A 22,981-nucleotide genomic window follows, 5' to 3' on the forward strand; every position below is an offset into this window, starting at 1 on the left:
ACGGCGATCAGTCTTCCCAACTCGTCATAAATGTAGGTTTCGTCGCTGGCCTGGGCTTGGATAATATTGGAAACGATAAGAACGAGGAGATAGAAAAAAGCGGCTACAAGAGGTCTCTTCACCGACTACGCCTTTGGCAAATCCCGAGGTAATGGTCCATCGGGATGTAATTTGCTACAGGGATGATCGAATGGCAATTCTCGCGTTTTGTACAGGAAATTTTTCTACTTGTCAAGACCTAAAAAATCCCTTATCAACCCAAAATAGAAATGCCTTGCAAAGTGCCTTTGGCACCCTCGTTGACACACCGTCGGTATCTGTGCTACGCTACCCCCCTCTTTCCGGAGACGGCTTCGTGGATAATAAACTGTTGTCGGTCGAGCGGTTGATCGGCCTTACCATGATCATCATGGGTTTCCTGAACGTTCTGCTTTCCATCGAACACGACCTGGACATCATGCCCGTGATCATCTTCCTGTCCGGCATCGTCCTGTTCGTCCACAGCAGCGTCGAGACCTGGCATAAATGGGGCGTGATCATCCTTGTGATCGCGGCCGGCGTTGTGTTCAAGGTCTACGAGGTTGATCCGCTGGTCACCTACTGGTATAAGATGATCCTGTTCTACGGGACGATCCTCACCGTCATCGTCTTCATGCTCACCCACCGGGTCAAGTCAAGCTCATGAGCGCCGAACGCCTCAAGGGACTGGAACTGGAGATCGATCAGTACCGGATCGCGCAGGAGCCTTTTTACATTCCGGTCCGGAGCGAGGCCGAGCTTTTCCGCACCGCCTACCGGAATCGGATGCCGGTCATGCTCAAAGGCCCGACGGGCTGCGGCAAGACCCGGTTCGTACAGCACATGGCCTTCCAGCTCAAGCGCCCGCTGATCACGATCGCCTGCCATGAAGACCTGACGGCCTCGGACATCGTCGGGCGTTATCTCCTCCGGGGCGACGAGACCGTCTGGGTCGACGGGCCGTTGACCCTTGCGGTCAAGCACGGCGCGATCTGCTACCTGGACGAGGTGGTGGAGGCCCGCAAGGACACGACGGTCGTGATCCACCCCTTGACGGACGACCGGCGGATTCTTCCCATCGAGAAGAAGGGCCAGGTGATCGAGGCGGTGGACGAGTTCATGCTCGTGATTTCGTACAACCCGGGCTATCAAAGCGTGCTCAAGGAACTCAAACAGAGCACCAAGCAGCGGTTCATGGCGATCGAGTTCAACTATCCTCCGAGGGAAATGGAGGTCCGCATCCTGCAGCATGAAACCGGCCTGGGCGAGGCCGTCGCGCAAAGCCTGGTCAAACTGGGCGAGAAGGTCCGGAATTTGAAAAACCACGGACTGGAAGAGGGCGTCAGCACGCGCCTGCTGGTCTACGCCGGCGAGCTCATCCAAAAAGGCATCGACCCCCGGACCGCGTGCGAGGCGGCCGTCACCCAGCCCATCACGGACGACCCCGATATGCACCGGAGCATCTCCGAAATCGTCAACTCCATCTTTCCCTGATCGGCCATGACGGACCCCAAGCAACCGGTGTCGCTCCCGCCCGCGTTGGCCCGCTTTTCCGGCCGCGAGCTGGACGACGAAAGCCGGAGGGCGTTCCTGGAGTCGTTGGCCGCCCTCAGCCCGTCGGACCGGAGCACGCTCTTCGAATTGCTGGAAGAGCTGATCGGGGCCTCGCCGAAATCGGCCGCGATCGGTCTTCGAAATCTGGCCGACGTCCTTCGGACCCTGGGACCGACGCCGACCCTCTCCTGGCTGGACCTGGGCACGGCGATGGCCTCCCGGTCCTCCGCGGCGGCGCAGAAATATTTTTCGGAGAGCCCGGACCTTCTGTCCGAAATCCCGCCGCTCCGGCGGCTTCCGCTCCTGCGGCTGGGGCTCGAGCTCAGCGACGGTCATGCCGGCGTAATCATGGACTTCCTTCGGGCCTGTCCTCACCTGCCGGCCGAAGTCGGAACGGACGACTTGACCGTCTGGATGGAAACCGGACGTCGGCTGGCCGAAGAGGATACGGTGCTCGCGGTCGAGTATTTCCGGATCAGTCCGATGGTCCTGCGTCAGATCCCGATCGGCGATCTTCCGCGGTGGGTCGAGTTGGGCCGTCGCCTCGTCGAGCCGAACACGCTGGGAAAACCCGACTATCTGAAAGCGATTGAATTTTTCCGCCTCAGCACCGAAACCCTCGCGAGCCTCGAACCCCCGGACCTCCGAAAGCCCTTCCTGGAATTGGGAGTCGTCCTGTCTTGGAGATCGGCCGCGCTTGGAATGGACTATCTTCGATCCGCTCCGACGATTCTTCGGGAAATCGAAGCACCGGGCGATCGCCGGCTGTTCCTCTCCCAGGCCCTTCGATTAGCCGAGGCTGTTATATCGGGGGGCCGCTCCGGCGAAGAAAGGACAGGGTCCTCCCATGCCCCCCGCACCCCCGCGCTCGCGCCCGCGGAGCCGTATGCTCGCTTTAACCGGGAACCGGGCATCGTCCTGGACTATCTGCGGGAAGGCTCGAAGGCGTTCCGGACCTTCGGATATAACACGGCCGACTTCATGGCCTGGGTGGACGCCGGTCTGACCTTGCTGACCGTGAATCCCGAGCGCGCCCGGGCGTTCTTCAGCGGACGTTCGAAAACCGGGCAGGAAACGGCCGAGCGTCTCATGGGCGGACTGTCGCTCAAGACGGTCGGCCGGACGCTGGCGTTGTACGCCGAGGGCTTGTCCGGACGGGCCGTCGCGATCAAACCGACGACCGATTTGCCGGAAAGCCTTCGCGAGACGGTCGGCGACGCCCCGACCGGCGACGGGCGGACGATCTATCTGCCGTCCCGAATCCGACTCTATCCCGATGACGAGGACAATTTCCGCTTGTACAAGACCGCCACGCTGCATGAAGCCGGCCACCTCGAATTCGGAACGTATCAACCCGACTTCGCGGAGCTGCGGGACCTTATCCAAGAGGTGCGGGCCGAATACGCCCGCCTGCCCCTGCCCGTCCGGCAGGCGGGGGACGGGCGGGGCCAAGATCTTTCGGATTCCGGCTCCGTCCAAACGGCCGCGGATTATTTCAACCTCTTTCCGAGCCCGGTCTGGGCGCGATCGCTTTGGACCGTTATCGAAGACGCCCGGGTCGATTTCCGGATCCGCGCGGATTATCCCGGAGCGCGCCGGGACATGGACCGGATCGTCGCGATGGATCTTGAGTCCCGGCCGAAACTGGAAGGCCTTCCTCCCCGGGCGGCGGTCTATGAAGCGTTGCTCCAGCTCTCGGTCACGGACACGACCGAGGTCCCGCTGGAGCTGGCCGAGACCGTCTCGGCCGCCTACGATCTGCTGCTCGAGGTCAAGAACCCGGCCGCGACGGCCTCCGATTCCTTGAAGGTTCTGGCCCGCCTCTACCGCTTTCTGGAGGAACAATTCCGGCGCTGGCCGGCCGTAAAGGGGGAAAGCGACCCGCTGGGCGTGCAGGAAAAGACGCCGGATCCCCATGCGGATCCGGCGGCCGATCCGACCGCGGCTTCGCCGCGGCGCGAGACGCGGCCTTCTCCGTCCACGTTTTCCTACCGCGGTGTGATTCAGCCCGATCGGGTCCGGTCCGGTCCGGAGGAAAAGACGGTTCCGATCGATCCGGGCCGTTTCGGGTCCGTTCCCCCCGCATCCTCCGCGGGAGAGTCCCAGAAAAAAACATTGGAGACCGCCCAAACGGAAGGGGCGCCGAAAGAAATTGCGCCCGATCCCGGATTCCAAAATGCTCCAACCCATCCGGAGCCCGCCCCGGACGCCGAGACCGCGACCTTTCTGTACGATGAATGGGACGACGCGGCCCAGGAATACCGCCCCCGGTGGTGTCGTCTGCGCGAGCACCGTCTGCAACCCGGATCGAGCCAAACGGTTCGGCAGACCCTCACCTCCTACGCGCCGGTCCTGAGGTTGCTCCGGCGCCATTTCCAGAGTTTGAGGCCCGAGGCCTTCCGAAAAGTCAAACGTCAGGCCTACGGCGATCAGCTCGACCTGGACGCCATCGTCGAGGCCCGCACCGAGCTCCGGAGCGGTCAGACACCCCGGGAAAACCTCTACATCAAGAACGAGAAGCTGGTGCGGGACGTGGCCGTCGCGTTCCTGATCGATCTGAGCGGCTCGACCAGCCGGCAGATTCCGTCCGCCCGGAAGCGCGTCATCGACGTCGAACAGGAGGCCCTGATTCTGATGGCCGAGGCCCTTGAGGCCGTCGGCGACGCCTTCGCCATTTACGGCTTTTCGGGGGATTCAAAGGACCGCGTGGACTTCTACATCATCAAAGACTTTTCCGACGCCGTCAATCCCCTCGTCCACGAACGAATCGGCGCGATGCGCTCCATGAACCAGAACCGGGACGGAACCGCCATCCGGCACACGCTCGCCAAACTCGAGCAACAACCGGCGAAGACCCGCTTGCTCCTCCTGATCAGCGATGGAAAACCGCTGGACGCCGGCTATGCCGGCGCCTACTCCCTCCAGGACACGAAGCGGGCGCTGAGGGAAGCCCGGATGCGCGGCGTTCACCCCTACTGCATCACGGTCGACCGGGAGGCGAGCCGGTACGTGACGGAGATGTACGGCGAGGTCGGTCATACGATCATCGACCGGGTGGCCACCCTTCCGGACAGACTGCCCCGCATTTACAAACGATTGACGACCTGAACGACGGGAGACGCCGAACCGATGACCGCGACGCAGAACGAGCCGTATCACGGCTGGATCTGGGACATGTTTCAGGAGTACGTCCGAAAGATCACCCGCACCGCTTCCACCGGGGCAATGCCGCTGGTGGAAATGCAGTCCCGTTACCGCACGATGCACCGGGACTTCGACATCAAGATCATGGTGAGCGACAAGGTGGGGATGATCGTCCAGTTTCTGGACCTGGACCTGTATCGCTTTTCCGACTTCGAGTCCCTCCTCCAGCCCTCGTCGTTTATGAATTTTCTTTCGGAAAAATACGGCGGGGGGAAATACAAGGTGAACCTCTATCACGGCGGGACCTTCATCGCCACGAAGAATTTTAAAATCGAAGAAGGTCCGGAGAAGTGGCGGGACCTGTTGCAATCGAGGGAAGGCCCGAAGGGGTGACGGCCCGCGGGCTCAGCGGGAGCCCCGACGCAGCAGGACGACCTTGATGGTTTCAAAAATGATGGTCAGGTCCAGCCATATCGAAAGGTTTTTAATGTAGAAAAGGTCGTACTGAAGTTTTTCCAACGCGTCTTCCATGGAAGCCCCGTAGCTGTATTTGATCTGGGCCCACCCCGTGATCCCCGGTTTCACCGTGTGGCGCACCGCATAGTATGGAATTTCCCGGAGCAACACCGCCACAAAAAAAGGCCGTTCCGGGCGGGGCCCCACAAAGCTCATGTCGCCCTTCAAAACATTGATCAGTTGCGGCAGCTCATCCAGCCTCGTCCTGCGAAGAAAGCGGCCCACCGCCGTGGTCCGGCTGTCCTGGTGCTGAGCCCAGACCGGCCCCGTCGCCGCTTCCGCGTCCACGCGCATCGATCGAAACTTCAACAAGGTGAAGATTTTTTCGGCCTCCCCCACCCGCTCCTGGCGGAAGAATACCGGACCGGGGGAATCCATGCGGATCAGCAGCGCGATGATCAGAAAAAGCGGAAAGCTTGCCAGCAGGGCCGCGGTGGCCAACAGAACATCCATGCCGCGCTTGGCCATGCGGGCCAGACGGTATTGGCGGAACCCCGATGAAAAAATAAACCAGCTGGGTTTCAGGTTTTCAACGATGATCTTTCCGACCAACCGCTCATAGAAATTGACGCCGTCTTCGACCCAGGTCCCCTGGAACTTGCATTCCAATAAAACGTTTACGGGCAGTTTGCCCCGGCGGTCCTGGAGCGCGACAATGACACGGTCGATATTATGTTGGGAGACGATGGCGGAGAGGACGGAGTAATCGCCGATGACCTTCGGGTTGACCACGCTCTCCCCCAGTTTCTTCGGGTCCTCGTCGACAAAACCGACGATCTCATAATTCCCCGGATGGTTTTGCAGCACCTCTTCCCCGATCTTCCGGGCCAGGGAACCGGAGCCGATGATGACGACCCGGTCCCTCAACGGTCCGATCCGGCTGAGCCGGTCGCACGTCCATCTCCAGCCGATCACCGCGAGAGGAAGCAGGAAAAGCGTGATCAGAAAAATCCCGCGCCCGATGATCAAGGACGGAAAAAGATAATAAACCACCGCCAAGAGGATCGCGGCCGCCGCCAGAGACTGGATGAATTTGATCGCCCACTCGCGGGGCTGGTTGAGCAAGCGGATGGCATAAAGATCGTTGTAATAGAAGCTGAGCTGGCAGATGGACGCGATCAGAAACGCCTTGTAGTAGATGAGACTGTAGGCCAGGGGATCCGAGCCGTCAACGAGAGATCGAACCGCCACGGCGAGCAGAACGAAGAGGGAGATCAGCAGGTTCTCGACAAATATGAATCCGATGCGCCGGATTAATTTTCCCCGACTGGACAACAACATGGCTCACGTCCGTTTAGGCACTCTATTTTATTTGGTGATGATAGTAGTAGTAGTGCGACATAAATGCGCTGACGTTGTTTAACACGATGCCGACGATCTTATCGGTATCCAGATCGGCCATGGCCCGCTTCACGATATGCTGCGGGGTGTGACCGGCCCAGATGACCATAATCAACCCGTCGACCAGTTCGGTGATCACACTGGCGTCGGCCAGCGGAAGAATGGGTGGAATGTCCAGCACGATATAATCATACCGGCCCTTCATTTGCTGTAAAAATTCCCGGGCCTGATCCGAACTCAACAGACGGAGGTCGTCCCCCAGACTCTTTCCGGCCGGCACCACCGTGAGACGGCCGTCAAAGTAGGTCAGGCCGACGTGGGACAGATCGGTCTGCCGGGCTAAAAGATTGACCAGACCCCCGTTCATCGTCCGGCCCAAAAGTCGGGCCAGGGTGGGGTTCTTGAAATCGACCTCCAGGAGCAAAACGCGGCGGTCGAAGTCCTTGGCCAGCGCCGCGGAAAGGTTGATCGAGGTCAAGGTTTTTCCTTCATTCTGGATGGAACTGATCACCGCGATGATGCGCGGTCCCTTGTCCTTGGAGAGTTTCGTCAGTTTGGCGCACACGACACGATACTGCTCGGCGGCGATCGATACCGGCTCGGTGATGCATACCAGCGTCGGATCCAATTTTTCAGTCAGGCTCGCCGATTTCCTTCCGCGCTTCACGCTTTCGCCCAGATTCGGGATGGAGGCCAGAACGTTGATGCGAAGAACCGACTCCACCTCTTCGGCTTTTTTGAAGGATTTATCCATCATGTCCCGGAGGTAAACCGCCCCTCCTCCGGAGGAGAGACCCGCGAGCAAACCCATCAGGACGATCCTGAACAGATCCGGTTTATACGGCGTGGTCGGCAAAACGGCGGGATCGAGAATGCGGAATTGCTCCCCCTTCTGCCGCTTTTCAAGATTTTCCGAAATCTGCGCGTTGAGTTTCTTGTCCAGCAGGGATTGATAATGCTGCTTGGTGCTCTCGTAGTCCCGCATCAACGCCAGCATCTGCTGCTCGCGAAGCGGCGCGTTTTCCACGCGGTCCTCGTAGGCCTTCATCTCCGCAACAATCTGTTTTTGTCTGTCTTCCAGATGACGGATTTCAAGAAGGGTTTGACTGTACTGTCCCTGCAAATCGTCCCTCGGAACCGCCTCCGTCTCGACCGTCCCCTTTTTCTGGTCCCCGTCCTTCGTCTTGCCGGCACCCGGTTCTTTGACGTCGGCCGCATCCGCCTTGAGCTGCGTTTCCAGCTCTGTGATCTCACTTTTCAGACGAATAACATCCGGATACTTGTCCGTGAAGCGCGTTTGCAGATCCGTCAGTTCGCTTTGCAACCGGACCAACCTCTGGGCCGGCGTCATCGCCTGCAATGGATCGGCCGTCGCGCGATCCGACTCGGACGGCGCCGGCCTGGAACTGCTCTCCAATAAAATGGCCCGTCGTTCCTTGGCTTTGGACAAAGCCTCGCCGAGAGTTTGTTGCTCGAGTTGAAGCCGATCCAGGGTCCTCAGGTTGGCCGTGGTTTGTTCGGGAAGTTCTCCCATGAATTTCTGTTTGAACTGCCTGATCTTCGTCTCCTGCGTCTCCAACTCCGCCTTGATCTCGTTCAGTTCGCTGTCCAGGAAGTCGGAAGTCCCCTCCACAAACTGTTCGCGCACCTTGAGATTTTGTTCAATAATCAGGGAGGCCACTTTATTGGTCACCAACATCACGGTGCGGGGGTCCGGGCCCTCGTACGAAATGCTGAACGCCTCGATGTCCCGGGCTCCTCTCTCGACCTTGACCTCCACGTGTTGCTGCATCGTGTCCACCAACGCGTCGGGCGTCTCCTTCGCGCCCTCCTTATAAAGCCCGAGGTCGTTTATGACGGACTGCAGGAAGGACCGGCTGGTGACCTGTTGCTGGATGTTGCCGAGCCTTGCGTCGATGTCGGTCGAAACGGTCGATTTGACATAGTCCTCCGGAACCTTCTGCTGTTCGACCATGATCAACGTCGAGGCTCTGTAGGTTTTGGGGAGCACAAAACACAGCACAAGGCTGATAATCACGGACAACGTAAACGGGATGATCAGATACCATCGCCGGCGCGACAACATCTCCCAATAATCCTGCCAAACCATCTCGTTCACTTGCGCGGACATCCGACCTCTCTTAAGACCATTTCGCCCGCAGCGTAAAGCTGCATTGATTGTCGATCAATCCGTCCTGATAACTTCCGAACGTTTCCTGTCGGAGGTACCCGTACGTCAGATCGCTCAGCAACCACGACGTAACCTGGTAATGCAGTCCCAGGCTTGCGCCCTGAGAACGGATATCGATCAGCACACCGGTCCTCTTCTCCGCGTTCGTGGAATAGTTCCGGGCAACGTTGACGGAAACCTCCCCGCCGAGACTCGGGGTGAATTGTCGGCTCAGGGAAAGAGCCCCGGTGTCCGTGATCAGCGCCGTATTAACTATGCCGCTGAAGGTATTCGTTTCCTGACTGACCCGGGCGTTCAACCGGACCTGTTCCTTAAACTGCCTCGATATCGACAGACTCCCCTGCGCCGAGAATTCCGGCCGATTCTGATCCGGGAGTATCATGGCGACCGCGCCTCCCTCGACGGTCCCGGTCATGATCGGAGAAAATTCATGCTTATCTCCCACGCTGATCGAATGAAGATGCGTAATCGGCCCACCGTAGGCGTTCACCCGGCTATAGGAATAACCGGTCGTGACCACATCGGTGCGGCTCACATCATGGCCGACGCTCAGTTGGATATGGTTCGTTTGGGTGTCGATCAGCGACGGGTCCTGGAAATTGGTGTAACTGTTGCTATACGCCACCTCAATCCTCGTCAGGGTTGACAGCGGCGTCGTATCATCGATCCCGAAGACGTTCGTAAACGTTCTCGTCAAAGGCGTGATGACCCCGCCGGTGGTCACACCCGGAGAAGGGGTCACCAACGATTGAAAATTCGGCAATGTCGGCGTATACGACATCAGTTCATGAACATGAAACGTGGAACCTTTGGGCAACGCCGACATCAGCATCCGGCCGAAATCCGTGTCCAGGGACAGGTTTTGGAGGACCTGATTTAAGTTGTGATGATTCGCGAATAATTCCGCTTGAAGACCATAGCTGGCCGTGACGTCCATATTCGTTCCTTGATATTTCATTCCCACCTGCGGTCCGATCACATAGACCATGTCCGACTGACCGTCGGGAAGAAGCTGCACGTTGGAGTCGTATCGAGTCGTCAAATCCAACTCCGAAAACCATTGCCATGCTCCTTGAGCGGGGCTCGGAACAACGATCATCCCTACGATCAGCGCCGAAACTGTTTTGATAAAATGGCTGCCGCTCAGTTTTTCCTCATTTTCCTCGGCGTCCTTCAGGGGACGACGATGGTGTCCCCCGATTGGATCACGAGATTCTTCTTGGGATCTTCGCTCGAAATGATGTCATCATAGCGGACCCGGAACTTGACCTCGGTGGCGTTCAGAGGATCCTTGCGAAACAGCGCCATCCCGTTTTTAGAAGCGAACGGTGTAAACCCTCCCGCCACGGAAATCGCTTGCAGGACCGTGGTCCGCTCCTTTAAGGGATACTTTCCCGGCCGGGCGACTTCCCCGGTTATGTAATAGAAATAACTGTTAATGGTGGTCACCAAGACCGAGATCTCCGGAGTGGCAATGTAATCCTTCATCCGCCGGGTCACGATCGTTTTGAGTTCTTCCGTGGTCAGACCGCTGGCTTGAACATCCCCGACCAAGGGCAGCGAAATTTTCCCGTCCGGCCGGACCGTCACCGTCCGCGTGAGGTCGGCATTCTTCCAGACCATAATCTCCAACACGTCCTCCGGTCCAATGCGGTACTCATCCACCACCCGTTGACCGTCGATCTGAGGCCGTGGAAAATCAACCAACAACGAGTTGCTCTGGGTCCGGATGTCCGGCTTAAGGAACTGATTGAGGAGCACCTCCAACTGAACGGCCGGGGGCGGAGATTGACCGTCGCGAACGGTGATCTCACGAATCGCCCCTTTATCCACCTTGATCGTGTGATCGTAGGAGCCGCGGGTCATGGAGAGAAGATTGATGACCACCCTCGGTGGATTATCCAGCAGGAGGTACGTATAGGTAATGGGCTTCTCGCCTTGAACCACGATTTCCGTTTTGTCCGAGAGGTCCATCACACGAAGGTCGGTGATGGACGGACCTCCTTTGGGGGTTGAGTCCGGTCGATGCGGTATCGAACCGCAGGCCGCCGCCAAGAGGCCGAGCGCACCCATCAAAACGGTTCTGCAATGCGGTCTTAAGAATCTCATCTACTCCATTCGCTCAATCCGGCATGCTGACCAGATTGCCCCCTCTTTCCTGGGCGTTCATCAGCAATTGTTCCGACTTTTGGATCAACCCCGCAACGTCGTTGGCCGTCGTCGGGAAACAGGACACGCCGATGCTGATGGTGCGACGGTCTTTCTCCGTGCCGGAATCAAAGGTGTAGTGCTCCACCCGCTCACGAATCCGCTGTCCGACCTTGATGGCGTTCTCCAAATCCGTATAATGAAGGACGATAAAGAAACTGCTGTCGACCCGCTTTCCGAGAAGATCGGTCCCCCGAATCTCATCCCGCATCAGAAAACCCAACGTCCGATGCACGGATTCTTCCGCCGCGTCCGCGGCGCGGCTCTTGAGGCCGTCCAATTGAACCACCAGCAGCGAGAAATAATACAAATACCGGGTCGCCTTTCGAACTTCAAGTTCCAAAAGATATTCGAAAAAATTTCTGTCGAGGGGCTGGACCCATCGGTTGTCACCCCGGTTATCCGGATTGGATGAATTCGACATCATGACTTTTTCTCCTCGCTAGCCCATGACGATTGATCTACAGTGCGCAGGATATCGGACTCAGGTTAGCGGACCGGCTCGGACGTGTCCGGCTCCCCCTCCAAATTGCATTGTCGGATCTTGTACAAAAGGGCCTTATAGCTGATTTTCAGGAGCCGCGCCGCCTCCTTGCGGTTCCAACGCGTCTGCTCCAGGGCTTTCAGGATCGCCTCCCCTTCGGCCTTTTTCATGGCCTCGCGTGCGACCTGCTTAAGGGGCAAAAACGCGGAAAGATGACCCGCCTCCTTCACACGCTCCACGGCCGGAGGTTGCGGTTCCGCCGAGTTCGACAGGTCCGGAACAGGCTTGGAGTTGATCTTGTTGCGTCCTTCCTTCAAATACTGGTGGATAATCATTTCTTCCTGGCCCATGATCACGATCCGTTTGACAAGGTTCTCCAGCTCCCGCACATTACCCGGCCAGTCGTAGTTCATCAGATGTTGCATGATGTCGGCCCCAAGCTGACGGCATGCTTTATTGAATTGTTGATTGTACTTCTGCAGGAAGCATTCGATCAACATCGGGATATCCTCTTTGCGGTCCCGAAGCGGAGGAAGTGATATGCTGACGACGTTCAGCCGATAATAGAGGTCCTCACGAAAGGTTCCCTCCGCGACGGCCTTCTCAAGGTCTTTGTTGGTCGCGGCCAGAATTCGAACATCCACTTTTTGTTCATTCCCTCCCAGCAGGGCGAACTCCCCCCGCTGCAAAACGTGAAGGAGTTTGGATTGAAGCTCGAATGGAATATCGCCGATCTCATCCAAGAAGATCGTCCCGTGATTGGCCATTTCGAACTTTCCGGGACGTCGGCGGAAGGCCCCCGTGAAGGACCCTTTTTCGTACCCGAACAACTCGCTTTCAAGCAGACCTTCCGGGATCGCGGGGCAGTGCACCGTGATAAACGGTTTCCCCGATCGATTCGAACATTCATGGAGACTCCGGGCGACCAACTCTTTCCCGGTCCCGCTTTCTCCCCGAATGAGAATCGTCACATTCGTATTCGAAACATGATCGATGACCGCCCTGACCTCCTGCATGCGGTGGCTGGATTCCAAAAGCAACTGGGGATGATATCCCTTTTGCCCGCTCACCGGCATTGGGGTGACAAGGTCATTCGGCGGTAGAACCGCGCCCCGAGATTCTTGGAAAGCTTCCAAGATATGGGTCTTCAGCTCTTGAGGAAGAAACGGTTTGGTTACAATTTTCCATGAAGCCGTGGACGACAGGTCATTTAAAAATGGAACCTGGATCTGACCCGTCAGCAGAATCACCTTTGTGGAATCCCCAAGTTGCTTGAATCTTTGCAGGTACTGTAGGGTATCGGGATTAATCCGCCAAAGGTCGTAAACGACCACTGCCGGTTTAACGGAAGCCAATTCTTCCCAAAAGGACTCCGGATTCAATGCCATATAAATTTTTTGATCAAAATGAGATATAAAACTCTTCAAATAATTCCTCATAATCGGATCACTGCTAATGAGGAATATCGGACTATTCACCATAGAATTATCCGTCAAACCGGTATATGGCATATTTTTGCCATTTCCTTTATTCGGCATAAAATGGAAAAACTTTTCCATATTATAGCATCTTCTAAGCTAAATAATATGAGTGAGGCAATCCGAGTGTCAAGAAATATTTGAAGATTACGGATTACCTATTTCAGGCGGATTTCTTTTTGGCCAAACCGGTCAAAATAATAAGACCGATTCCGATGAAAAGAGTTGTCATAACCTCGCTTCTTTTCAGGAGTTCCGGCGAAAAACTAAAAATAACCCCTATAATCAAAAACGCGGAACCAGAAAGCACGATAAAGATCTGATTGTAGCGTCTCCACATGGTCTGATTCTCCTTAATTTAATATCCGCTCTTATACTTTGCAACTATCAGACCAGAAAATCGGTTGGTCCAAATTCAAATCTCCATTATATATACTGCCACTTAAAACTCCGTTGCAAGACCCAACATGATACTGTTGAGTTTGTCTCTCGTTTTGGCCCCCGTCACACCGCCGGACCGTGTGCCTGATCCGGAATAACTTGAGATCAAATCACTGAAAAGATAGCGGATTGAAACCCAAAGATTCGACTGCAAACGATAACGTCCTTCTGCGCGAAATCCGATCGACCAGGAGGAAGAGTCGTCCCCGCTGGTTACCGGATGCTCATCCACCCTCAAGACCGGCTGATAATCAACTCCAAAGCGGACGTTCATTTTCAACGTGAGCGGAAGTCGCGCTTCCAGCCCCACGCTTGGACCCCGATACCGGGCGTTGCTCAGAAACTGATTATCCGTGTCGGAGACCCGATCAACGTACCAACCGTATCCCGCACGGCCGATCAACTCCAACCCGGTCGTTTCGGGCCATAGAAATACGCGATAGATCAAATGGGTGGAATACCAATAGGGTCTTGTCCTGACGTTAACCGAGCTGCCGCCCAAACTCTCGATCTTCGCGAACCCGATTTGATAGCTTGCATCCAGCCCGAGAGAAGAAAGCATCCAGAGTTCACCGGAAACGCTCGCCAGGGGAAAGGCCGACAATTTTCGGTCGAACACCAATTGGTCCGAATCCAGACGGTAAGCCGACCAGGCCGTTCCCGCATCCACGGCCAGTTCTCCCTTCGAGATTTTCCGCGCCGGGGCCGGCTTCCCGTGTCCCTCCTCTTTCCGGGCCGCGGCGTCCAAGATCAACCATTCCCGCTCTTGAGCGGCCAGAAGCTCTTTCTTTTTTGAGTCCATATCGGATAGAACCGCGGCGGATGGTTTAAAAGCCACGTACTGGCCCGGGCCAACGACCTGGCCTTTTTCCAAACGGAGCGGTCTTGCAATGGAGAGCCGTTCATCCGCGCGAACAACGGCGAATGTTCCCACGTTCACTTTCTCCATCCCGATGACCTCCTGAGTAAAGGGGTGACGGCGCAGCTTTACAATCTGAAACACCTGCAGCCGCATTCCCTGGCCGAGTCCGTTGAGTTGCCCTGCATTGATCGTGACCGTCCTGCCGTTATTCTGAACAAAGGTGGTCACCGCCTGGTAAGGGATTCTCCCGATCAACTTGCCGACAAGGGTCCGGACCCCTTTCTCAATGGCATCGGGGCTTCTGAAGTTTGTTACGATGGCGTACTCTCGGGCAAAAGACTCGCCCGTCTTCGCCTCCAAAAGGACCAGGTCGATCTTCAGATCATTCCCATTGACTTCAACAATGCCGGTGATAATTCCGTCCAATTCAAACTTTTTCCCGAGGTCGATTAAATCGGATGCGGGCAACGGAAGCTCCTTGGAGAGTTTCGCTTGGGGAACGATTTCAAACCGGAAGGTCTCAGCCATCGCCCGCCGGATCTGGTTTCCGATATTTTTTGCGTACCGTTGGCGGGTCCGATCTTCAGGATTCAGAAGTCCGATTCTTTTGAAAATGATCATCTCGCTCGATGGCGGTTGAACCGGGCCGGCTGAAAACGCGGGCGCCGCGCCGGCGGTTACCAACAATAAAACGACCGCGGCACCGATCCTATAATGGGGATTGGCCAAATTGCCTTCCACTCGATGTGAACCATCCGATCCGGACGACGTCTGAATAATAGAAAGCCTTTAATCTTAACACGAATCCTCAAAAAATACCACTTGCTCGTTAAGGGCTGGGTACGGTACTATTATCTTTCAAGGATTTAACAAAGTTCAGGGACCGGCCCTGAACCCATTGGGCCTCCGATGAAACGCAATTCAGTGGATGTGTCAGGTTATCATGCTCGACGTCAAAGTATTCCTCAATGACAAACTCCTCCGGAAAACGACGTTAGCCAAGAACCGAATAACGGTCGGTCGATCCGAACACAACGATATTGTTCTTTCCGACCCGCTGGTCTCCCGCCTGCACGCGGTGATCGAAAAACGCGGCGGACGATATCTTCTTGAAGATCACAGCACGAACGGGACCTACCTGGACACGGTCCGCGTCGAGGATGTCCAGCCGATGGAGGACGAATGCGACGTCGGCATTTACCCCTTCACGCTCCGATTCAATGTGTTTTCGGACGAGGTGACAAAACCGCTGATCGAATCGAGCCCCTCCGAAAAAATGGAAGAACCGGAATTTATGCCCCCCGAAGCGGACCTGCGGAACCTTCATTTCGGCCTGCTTGTGGGAGAAGACCCTCTGATGCACCGTCTTTACAAGACGATTGAAAGGGTCGCGGACAGCTCGGCCTCGGTTCTGATTCGAGGAGAAAGCGGCACCGGAAAAGAGCTCGTCGCCAGAGCGATCCATTCCCTCAGTCCCCGCCGGAGCGCGCCCTTTGTGGCGTTGGATTGCGCCGCGATCCCGGATAGTTTGATCGAGAGCGAGCTGTTCGGATTTGAGAAGGGGGCGTTTACCGGGGCCTCGGCACTCAAGAAGGGATGGTTTGAACAAGCTCAGGGAGGAACGATCTTCCTGGATGAAATCGGGGAACTTTCCATATCCGCACAGGCCAAATTGCTCCGATTTCTTCAGGACAAATCCTTCAGCCATTTGGGCGGAACCCGCGTACTCGTTTCCGATATCCGCCTGATTACGGCGACCAACAAAGATCTTGAAGAGGCGATCCGAACCGGACAATTTCGATCCGACCTCTATTTCCGGCTTCATGTCGTCCAGATCGAGCTCCCGCCTCTTCGCGATAGGAAGGGAGATATCCCGCTGTTGATCGACCATGTCCTTTCAAAAATCGAAAGAGAACACAAGCTTTCCCAGCGCCCGATCCCCACCCCCAAGGCCATCGAAAAACTTCGGACCTATCACTGGCCCGGAAATGTTCGACAACTGGAAAACACCCTGTACAACGCCTTTATCACAACTTCCCCCCCTCATCTCATCGACGACAAAGACCTTGAAATCCGAGCCGACATCGACACCCCGTCAAAATCATTCGACGAAATCAACAGACAACTGCTGATCGAGACCCTCAAAGGTTGCAACTGGGACACGGCCAAGGCGGCAAACGTTCTGAAAGTCAGCCGGGGAAGCATCTATTATAAGTGCAAAAAGCTCGGCATCAACATCAAACAACTTTCGAAACCCTAGCCACGCGAGGATTTCAAAGTTTTAAAATTATATTCTAATTTTTTGAGATTTCAATCGGCAATCCCCCTCCAAAAAATATCGCAACCCAGCCTTAAAAACTAGCATTTTCAATCATCTGCATGACTTCCGAGCCTGTTTAATTCAACTAGCAAGGCTCTTGCATAACCTATGGGTGAGAATACTCGGCCGAACGAAGTACAACGTCCGGTCATCCTTTGCTCAGAGCAAATCAGGGGAAACCCTGTGACGCAGAGCAACGGGGCTAAAGCCGAGCGAGGATCTGGCTCCGCCAGTCCGAGCGCACAAACGCCATGCCCGCCGAGCCGCCAAAGGGAATTGCTTTGGTGGCTTCTTTCTTGTACAGAAGGGCATGGACGTCATGGATACCACATGGAAATACAGTTACACCCTAAAAATCGCGATCGCAGTCCCGGTTGTCCTCATGATGTTATTTTTCCAGAGTATATCTTCCGCCATGGCCGGTGACGCCGCGTTGACATGGGATCCCAGCACCCAGACCGGTTTGTCCGGATACAAAGTTTACTATGGCACCGCCTCCCACAGCTACTCCACGTCCATTGACGCCGGCAATCAAACCAGTTACACCGTCACAGGACTGGGCACCGGGACTTACTATTTTGCCGTCACGGCCTACGATACCGCCGGGCTTGAAAGCAGCTATTCGAACGAGGCCAGCAAAACCTTTGCCGATACGACACCGCCCGTGATCTCGGCCATCGCCGCCGGTAGTATCAGCAGCTCCGGCGCCGGCATCGCATGGACTACGAATGAACCTTCGGATACTCAAGTCCAATACGGAACGACGACGGCCTACGGGTCCTCCACCGCGCTCAACGGCGCCCTGGTGACCTCGCACGCCCAATCGCTGACCGGGCTTCAAGCCTCCACGCTGTACCATTACCGCGTGCTCAGCCGGGATGCCGCCGGCAACCTCGCGACCTCCGGTGACAACTCCTTCACCACCTCCGCCGCGCCCGACACCACCCCACCCGTCATTTCGGGGATTACCACGAGTAATATCACAAATGGAGCCGCGACCATCACCTGGATGACCAACGAAGCGGCCTCCTCCGAGGTTGAGTACGGAACGACCGCGGCCTACGGCTTGTCCACCACGGTCAATTCCACTCTGGTTACAAGCCACAGTTTCGGGTTGACGGGCCTGGCCGCCTCCACCACCTATCATTTTCGCGTAAAAAGCGCCGACGCCGCCGGCAACCTGGCGACCTCCGGCGACAACACCTTCAGCACATCGGCCGCGCCGGACACCACTCCGCCGGTCATTTCGGGGATCAGCGCAGGCAATATCACAAACATAACCACGACCATCACCTGGATAACCAACGAAGCGGCCTCCTCCCAGGTTGAGTACGGAACGACCGCGGCCTACGGCTCGTCCACGGCTATAAACTCCACCCTGGTCACAAGCCAAAGCGTCGGATTGACTAGCCTGACCGCCTCCACCACCTATCATTTTCGTGTAAAAAGCGCCGACGCCGCCGGCAACCTCGCCGCTTCCGGCGACAACACCTTCATAACCTCGGCCGCGCTGGACACCACCCCGCCGGTGTTGTCCTTGATCAATGCCGGCAATATCACCTCAAACGGCGCGACGATTTCGTGGGGAACCAACGAGCAGGCGACGACGCAAGCCGACTACGGCTTGACCACCGCGTACGGCAACAGCACCACGCTCAACGCCACTCTTCTGAACAGCCACAATCAGACCCTAACCGGACTCACGGCCTTGACGGTTTATCATTATCGCGTGAAAAGCGCCGACGCCGCTGGTAATCTTGCCGCTTCCGGCGATAACACCTTTACAACCTCGGCCGCACCGGACACCACCCCGCCAGCAAACGTCCATAACTTCAAGGCCCAGGCGGGAGCTCGACAAATCACGTTGCAATGGGTCAACCCGTCCGACTCGGATTTTATCGGGGTTCGGATCGTCTACCGGACGGACCGTTATCCATCGGAAACCAACGACGGCACCCTTGACGGCACCCTTCTGGGCGATTTCGCCGGAATGCCGAATCAGCCCATGAACACGATTCAAACCTCGCTCCAGAGCGGCGTCACCTATTATTATTCCGCCTCGAGTTACGACAGCAGCGGGAATTACCAACACACCGCCTATGCCTCGGCGACGGTGATGTCTTCCTCCTCGAGCGATTCCGGGAACCCGGGCAATACGATCGCGAGCGGAGGATGCGGGATGATCCGCCCCGGCAACGGCAGGCCTTCGGGCCCCGCCCAGGCGGCGGACATGGTGGGCTTCCTGGCCGTGATCCTGATCGCGATCATCAAGAGGGAAATACGGCGGAACAAAATCTTTGACAAGCTTCCCGTGTCGGATATAATGTATGCGTTCGCAGGACATCGTGTAGAATATAATTGCACTGAGGATTCATTTTTTTTAACGGATCACCGGACTGCGATTAATGAAAAAGCCTGACCGTTCTTTTTTGATCGGCACGCTTACAGGTATGCTTATGATCATCGCCTCGGCCCAATCTCATTACGCCTTCGCGGGAGATGCCGTGTTATCATGGAACCCCGACATGGACCCGACCCTGGCCGGATACAAGGTTTACTATGGAACGGCCTCCGGCCACTATGGAATTCCGGTCGACGTCGGAATTCAAACCACCTACATGGTCACGGGACTGGGCTTTGGAACCTACTATTTCACCGTCACCGCCTATGACAGTTCCGGGATCGAAAGCAGCTACTCGAATGAGGTCAGCAAAACTTTTATCGACACAAGCCCGCCGCCGTCCCCGACTCCTCCGGACACGACTCCGCCGCAAATCAGCGCCGTTTCGGCCGGCAGCATCACCGGCACTTCGGCCGTGATCGCGTGGTCGACGGACGAAACCGCAACTTCCCAGGTGGCCTACGGCACGACAACCGCCTACGGTTCCGCCACGGCCTATAGTCCTTCGCTCGTCACAAGCCATGCCCAGACCCTGGCCGGACTTCAACCCGGTCAGAGCTATCATTATCAGGTGAAAAGCGAGGACAGCGCGGGCAACCTGTCGGTTTCGGGAGATCTGGTTTTTACCACCACCAGTCCTCCGGATACGACCCCGCCCGCAAACGCCCGGAACTTTACGGCCCAGTCGGAAGGTCAACAAATCACCTTGAGCTGGACCAACCCGCCCGATTCGGATTTTGTCGGGGTTCGGATCCGTTACCGGACGGACCGCTTCCCGTCGGAAATCAACGACGGAGATCTTCTGGGCGATTTCACCGGCCAACCGGATCAAGCCATGAGCACGACCCAAACGTCGCTTCAGAGCGGCGCCACCTATTATTATTCCGCTTCGACCTACGACAGCAGCGGGAACTACCAACAAACCGTTTACGCCTCGGCGACTGCGGCTTCTGAGGGTGCGAATACCAGCGTCGGCGGAAGCGGTGGATGCGGCATGGTCTTCCCCACCAACGGCAAGCCTCCCGGCCCCGCTCAGGCGGCGGACATGGCGGCCCTGTTCATATTTGTACTCATTGGACTTATCCGAAGAAAAATCAAAGAATTAACGGTGCATTCTCTATTCTCACTCAACCACACCTTGACCGTTTTAATTTCATCCTCTATTCTTGAAAATATTGAGAACCTCATGCAGGTCGGAGATAACAAGAGAGCGAATAGAGCCACTCGTCTGGAACCGGTCTTAACCCACCTCTTCCTCATCGGCATCTTCACCCTGTCCATTTCCGGCTGCGGGGATTCCTCCGCTTCCGGTCCGGACGTTCAGACCGAAAGTTCCGTCGGCTCGGGCCCGGGAAAGGCCACACTGAGCTGGGACAAGCCGACGATCAACGCGGACGGATCATCCGTGTCGGATCTGGCCGGTTTTAAACTCTACTACGGAACGACCCTCCCGCTGACTCCATACAACGGCCAGGCGATCAAGGTGAAAGGAACAACCGTTTATACGTTGGACGGCTTTGATCCGGGAACTTATTACTTCGCGGTCACGGCTTTGGATGAGAACGGGAATGAAAGTCCGTTTTCCAACGAGGTGAGCAAGGTTATTGCGGGGACATCATAAAAACATGCGGTTTCTAGATGGAATCAGAATTTTTAGGACAGAAAACCGTTTTGTGGCTTATTGTTTAGCCGGGGGGGTTAAGATGCAAATCCATGGCCGGACTAAAAACGTTCTTGCCGCTTTTATCATCGGAGCGGCACTGATGGCAAGCGCGGGAATTTCCCAGGCCGGAACTTATTGGGTCAGCAACACCGGAGCGGCCGCGTGGGCCAATTGCACCGGGACCGCCCCGCTGAACGGAACGGCGGCGTGTTCGGTATCGACTGCGATGAGCAATGCCGTGGCGGGAGACGTGGTAAATTTTCGAGGTGGCACATACACCGTCCCATATTTCTCCGGCACAGGGGATTTAAACAGCGGGGCTTACTATCCCCATAATGCCGGTACGTCTGGCTCACCCATCACGTTTCAAGCCTACACTGGAGAGACGCCAGTTTTTAACGGAACAACGACCAACGGAGGAGTTCAATATTCCGTCGATCTCACCACAGTTTTTACCATTTCGCAGAGTTACATCACTTTTGATGGGTTTCATGTTCAATCCGATGGAGGAACTACAGGTGCTCAGATCCTATTGAAGGGAACTGGCACATCCAGCCGGATCACCAACGTCACGATTCAAAACTGCGAGATCAACGGTGGGACTCATACTATTTCCTCCACTGACAATCGCGACCTTCTGCGAATGGACAATGTCTCTTATGTCCTGATCCACGGCTGCAAAATTCACAATCTTCCAGACACTAATCCAAACGGGGATGCGACCAAATCCTATAACGGGGATCATGTGACCATCGAGAACAATGAGTATTATAATAACGGAGGCAATGCCATCTTCATTAAGGAAAATGGTGATAACTGGACCGTGCGATATAACTGGATTCACGATAACGGAGGCAATGGATTTCAGGGCGAGAATACCAATGGGACAAACGTTACTAATACTACTATTCATGATAATGTAATCGCTAACAACGGAGGTGGAATCGCGTTTAACTGCTCAGTAGGCGCCCAGTGTGGTCCTTCAACGATTTATAACAACACGATTTATGGACCCAATGTGTCGGCCAGCAGCCAAGCCTGCATCTCTTTTACCGAAGCCACGGGCATCGTGATTTACAACAACATTTGCATCGGGTTCACCGGAAAGACGATGGGGTTTGGATATAGTACGGAAGGTATTATAGAGACGGATTACAATAATTTCGGTACTGGATCATTCAAGGTCGAGACCCATACTTATCAATCCAACGATACCACCTATACCTCTTTGACAGCCTGGAAAACCTCTACTGAATTAAATGCCGGGGGTCATCCCGATACGCATTCGATCACATCGAATCCATTGTTTTTAAATTTATCTGGAAACTTAACACTACTTGGGGATTTTGCGCTTTCACTCATTTCACCTTCGCTAGGCACCGGGCAAGGTGGAGCAAACATGGGGGCCGACGTTACAAATGTAGGGACGGGGGTAGCCACCATCAACCCGCCGAGTAATCTCCGAGTGCAATAAGTCATTCCTAAAAGCTCCATCGGATCATCTCCTGTTCCAATTCTACGGTTGCTTCGTATTTCGACACATTAAGAGATACCCTTCACCAAGACATCCCAGCTTCGTTCTTCCCAGCCGTTCCAAAGCATTTCCGACTCGAGCCTCGAAAAATCTCGGAAAAAAAATATCGAACGGATGCGGCAAGAGCGAGAAATAAAAGTAAGTGGAATCCATAATATAAAAATCGTTTTCCAACAACTTTTCTTTAAAAAGAGCCGGCGCATGCTTGCGGATCTCAAACATTTTCCGCTCCATTCTTCCTATGCCCAATATTTTTCTAACCCAATTCATGATTGAAAACAAAAATGCGTTTTTTCCAAGAATTTCGAAGAAATTATCAAAAAGCAAATTAAAAGAATATTTGTTTGTCACGGAGATCAACAAAAGCCCGTCATTTTTCAGCACTCTCCTAAACTCCCGCAAAACGACGTCATCGCCAGCCAAGTATTCAATCACACCCGCGGTCGATACCATATCAAAGCAGTTATCGATAAAAGGAATGTTCTCGATATCCGCCGCCAGGAATGGAATCGTTTTAGATGAATTCGATTTTGAAAATTGTTTCGAAGCCAACGCCAGCATCTCTTTCGATAGATCGATTCCCGTCACATCGTAACCCTTTTCCTGTAGCTTCATTGCAAGTAACCCAGGACCGCACCCTGCATCCAAAACCTTCTTCTTTTTTCGATCCAAGTATTTGTCGATGAAATAAAGCATTTTTTCCTGCCTTACAGACATATACGACCTTCTCTTCGGCGAATACTTATATCTAAGGTAATCATCCGAAACTCGATCAAAATAATTTCTTACATTTTGTCTTTCATTCATGGATGACTTTTCAACGACA

At 55.3% G+C, this 22,981-nt stretch carries 17 protein-coding genes and 1 riboswitch; of the genes, 8 read left to right on the plus strand and 9 right to left on the minus strand.

Features of this window, described 5'->3' with window-relative positions:
• Positions 1-355 precede the first annotated feature (355 nt).
• From VLY20_05600 to VLY20_05615, 4 genes are read left to right on the plus strand one after another with little or no spacing between them, the layout of a single operon-like run.
• A complete protein-coding gene (locus VLY20_05600) occupies positions 356-685 on the plus strand; it encodes a hypothetical protein (protein HUK56113.1) in 330 nt (109 codons plus the stop codon).
• Positions 682-1,512, plus strand: coding sequence for a CbbQ/NirQ/NorQ/GpvN family protein (locus VLY20_05605; GenBank protein ID HUK56114.1), 831 nt, complete (start codon positions 682-684; stop codon positions 1,510-1,512). Before VLY20_05600 ends, VLY20_05605 begins: the two co-directional genes overlap by 4 nt.
• Before the next feature lie 6 nt (positions 1,513-1,518).
• Positions 1,519-4,680 carry a VWA domain-containing protein gene (locus tag VLY20_05610; GenBank protein ID HUK56115.1) on the plus strand — a complete coding sequence of 1,054 codons (3,162 nt, stop codon included), beginning with the start codon at positions 1,519-1,521 and terminating at the stop codon, positions 4,678-4,680.
• Between the two features lie 21 nt (positions 4,681-4,701).
• Entirely contained in the window at positions 4,702-5,109 is a 408-nt protein-coding gene (locus VLY20_05615; protein HUK56116.1) for a hypothetical protein, read from the plus strand.
• Between the two features lie 12 nt (positions 5,110-5,121).
• On the opposite strand, the gene VLY20_05620 is transcribed toward VLY20_05615, so the two are convergent.
• The 8 genes from VLY20_05620 to VLY20_05655 form a co-directional block, all read right to left on the minus strand.
• Positions 5,122-6,513 carry a TIGR03013 family XrtA/PEP-CTERM system glycosyltransferase gene (locus tag VLY20_05620; GenBank protein ID HUK56117.1) on the minus strand — a complete coding sequence of 464 codons (1,392 nt, stop codon included), beginning with the start codon at positions 6,511-6,513 and terminating at the stop codon, positions 5,122-5,124.
• Positions 6,514-6,535: 22 nt separating this feature from the next.
• Positions 6,536-8,704, minus strand: coding sequence for a polysaccharide biosynthesis tyrosine autokinase (locus VLY20_05625; protein HUK56118.1), 2,169 nt, complete (start codon positions 8,702-8,704; stop codon positions 6,536-6,538).
• Positions 8,705-8,714: 10 nt separating this feature from the next.
• The gene (locus tag VLY20_05630) at positions 8,715-9,863 is read right to left on the minus strand and encodes a hypothetical protein (GenBank protein HUK56119.1); all 1,149 of its coding nucleotides are present in this window, start codon (positions 9,861-9,863) and stop codon (positions 8,715-8,717) included.
• A 74-nt stretch (positions 9,864-9,937) separates the two neighbouring features.
• A complete protein-coding gene (locus VLY20_05635) occupies positions 9,938-10,873 on the minus strand; it encodes a polysaccharide biosynthesis/export family protein (GenBank protein ID HUK56120.1) in 936 nt (311 codons plus the stop codon).
• Between the two features lie 13 nt (positions 10,874-10,886).
• A complete protein-coding gene (locus tag VLY20_05640; GenBank protein ID HUK56121.1) occupies positions 10,887-11,399 on the minus strand; it encodes a diguanylate cyclase in 513 nt (170 codons plus the stop codon).
• 62 nt (positions 11,400-11,461) lie between these two features.
• The gene (locus VLY20_05645; protein ID HUK56122.1) at positions 11,462-13,015 is read right to left on the minus strand and encodes a sigma-54 dependent transcriptional regulator; all 1,554 of its coding nucleotides are present in this window, start codon (positions 13,013-13,015) and stop codon (positions 11,462-11,464) included.
• A gap of 82 nt (positions 13,016-13,097) precedes the next feature.
• The gene (locus VLY20_05650) at positions 13,098-13,274 is read right to left on the minus strand and encodes a hypothetical protein (protein HUK56123.1); all 177 of its coding nucleotides are present in this window, start codon (positions 13,272-13,274) and stop codon (positions 13,098-13,100) included.
• Positions 13,275-13,376: 102 nt separating this feature from the next.
• Positions 13,377-14,978: a hypothetical protein gene (locus VLY20_05655; protein HUK56124.1), complete on the minus strand. Its 1,602-nt coding sequence runs from the start codon at positions 14,976-14,978 to the stop codon at positions 13,377-13,379.
• Between the two features lie 202 nt (positions 14,979-15,180).
• Here VLY20_05655 and VLY20_05660 point away from each other — a divergent pair, with 202 nt between their 5' ends.
• The 4 genes from VLY20_05660 (at position 15,181) to VLY20_05675 (ending at position 22,095) form a co-directional block, all read left to right on the plus strand.
• The gene (locus VLY20_05660; protein HUK56125.1) at positions 15,181-16,497 is read left to right on the plus strand and encodes a sigma 54-interacting transcriptional regulator; all 1,317 of its coding nucleotides are present in this window, start codon (positions 15,181-15,183) and stop codon (positions 16,495-16,497) included.
• A 213-nt stretch (positions 16,498-16,710) separates the two neighbouring features.
• Positions 16,711-16,828: riboswitch (cyclic di-GMP riboswitch) on the plus strand.
• A 48-nt stretch (positions 16,829-16,876) separates the two neighbouring features.
• On the plus strand, positions 16,877-18,976 hold the full coding sequence (locus tag VLY20_05665) for a fibronectin type III domain-containing protein (GenBank protein HUK56126.1): 2,100 nt from the start codon (positions 16,877-16,879) through the stop codon (positions 18,974-18,976).
• 37 nt (positions 18,977-19,013) lie between these two features.
• Positions 19,014-20,579, plus strand: coding sequence for a fibronectin type III domain-containing protein (locus VLY20_05670; protein HUK56127.1), 1,566 nt, complete (start codon positions 19,014-19,016; stop codon positions 20,577-20,579).
• Positions 20,580-20,661: 82 nt separating this feature from the next.
• A complete protein-coding gene (locus VLY20_05675) occupies positions 20,662-22,095 on the plus strand; it encodes a right-handed parallel beta-helix repeat-containing protein (GenBank protein HUK56128.1) in 1,434 nt (477 codons plus the stop codon).
• 42 nt (positions 22,096-22,137) lie between these two features.
• On the opposite strand, the gene VLY20_05680 is transcribed toward VLY20_05675, so the two are convergent.
• The coding region (locus VLY20_05680) for a class I SAM-dependent methyltransferase (GenBank protein ID HUK56129.1) at positions 22,138-22,981 on the minus strand (844 nt) is incomplete at its 5' end.

The organism is Nitrospiria bacterium (genome assembly GCA_035517655.1).
Classification (GTDB): Bacteria; Nitrospirota; Nitrospiria; order JACQBZ01; family JACQBZ01; genus JACQBZ01.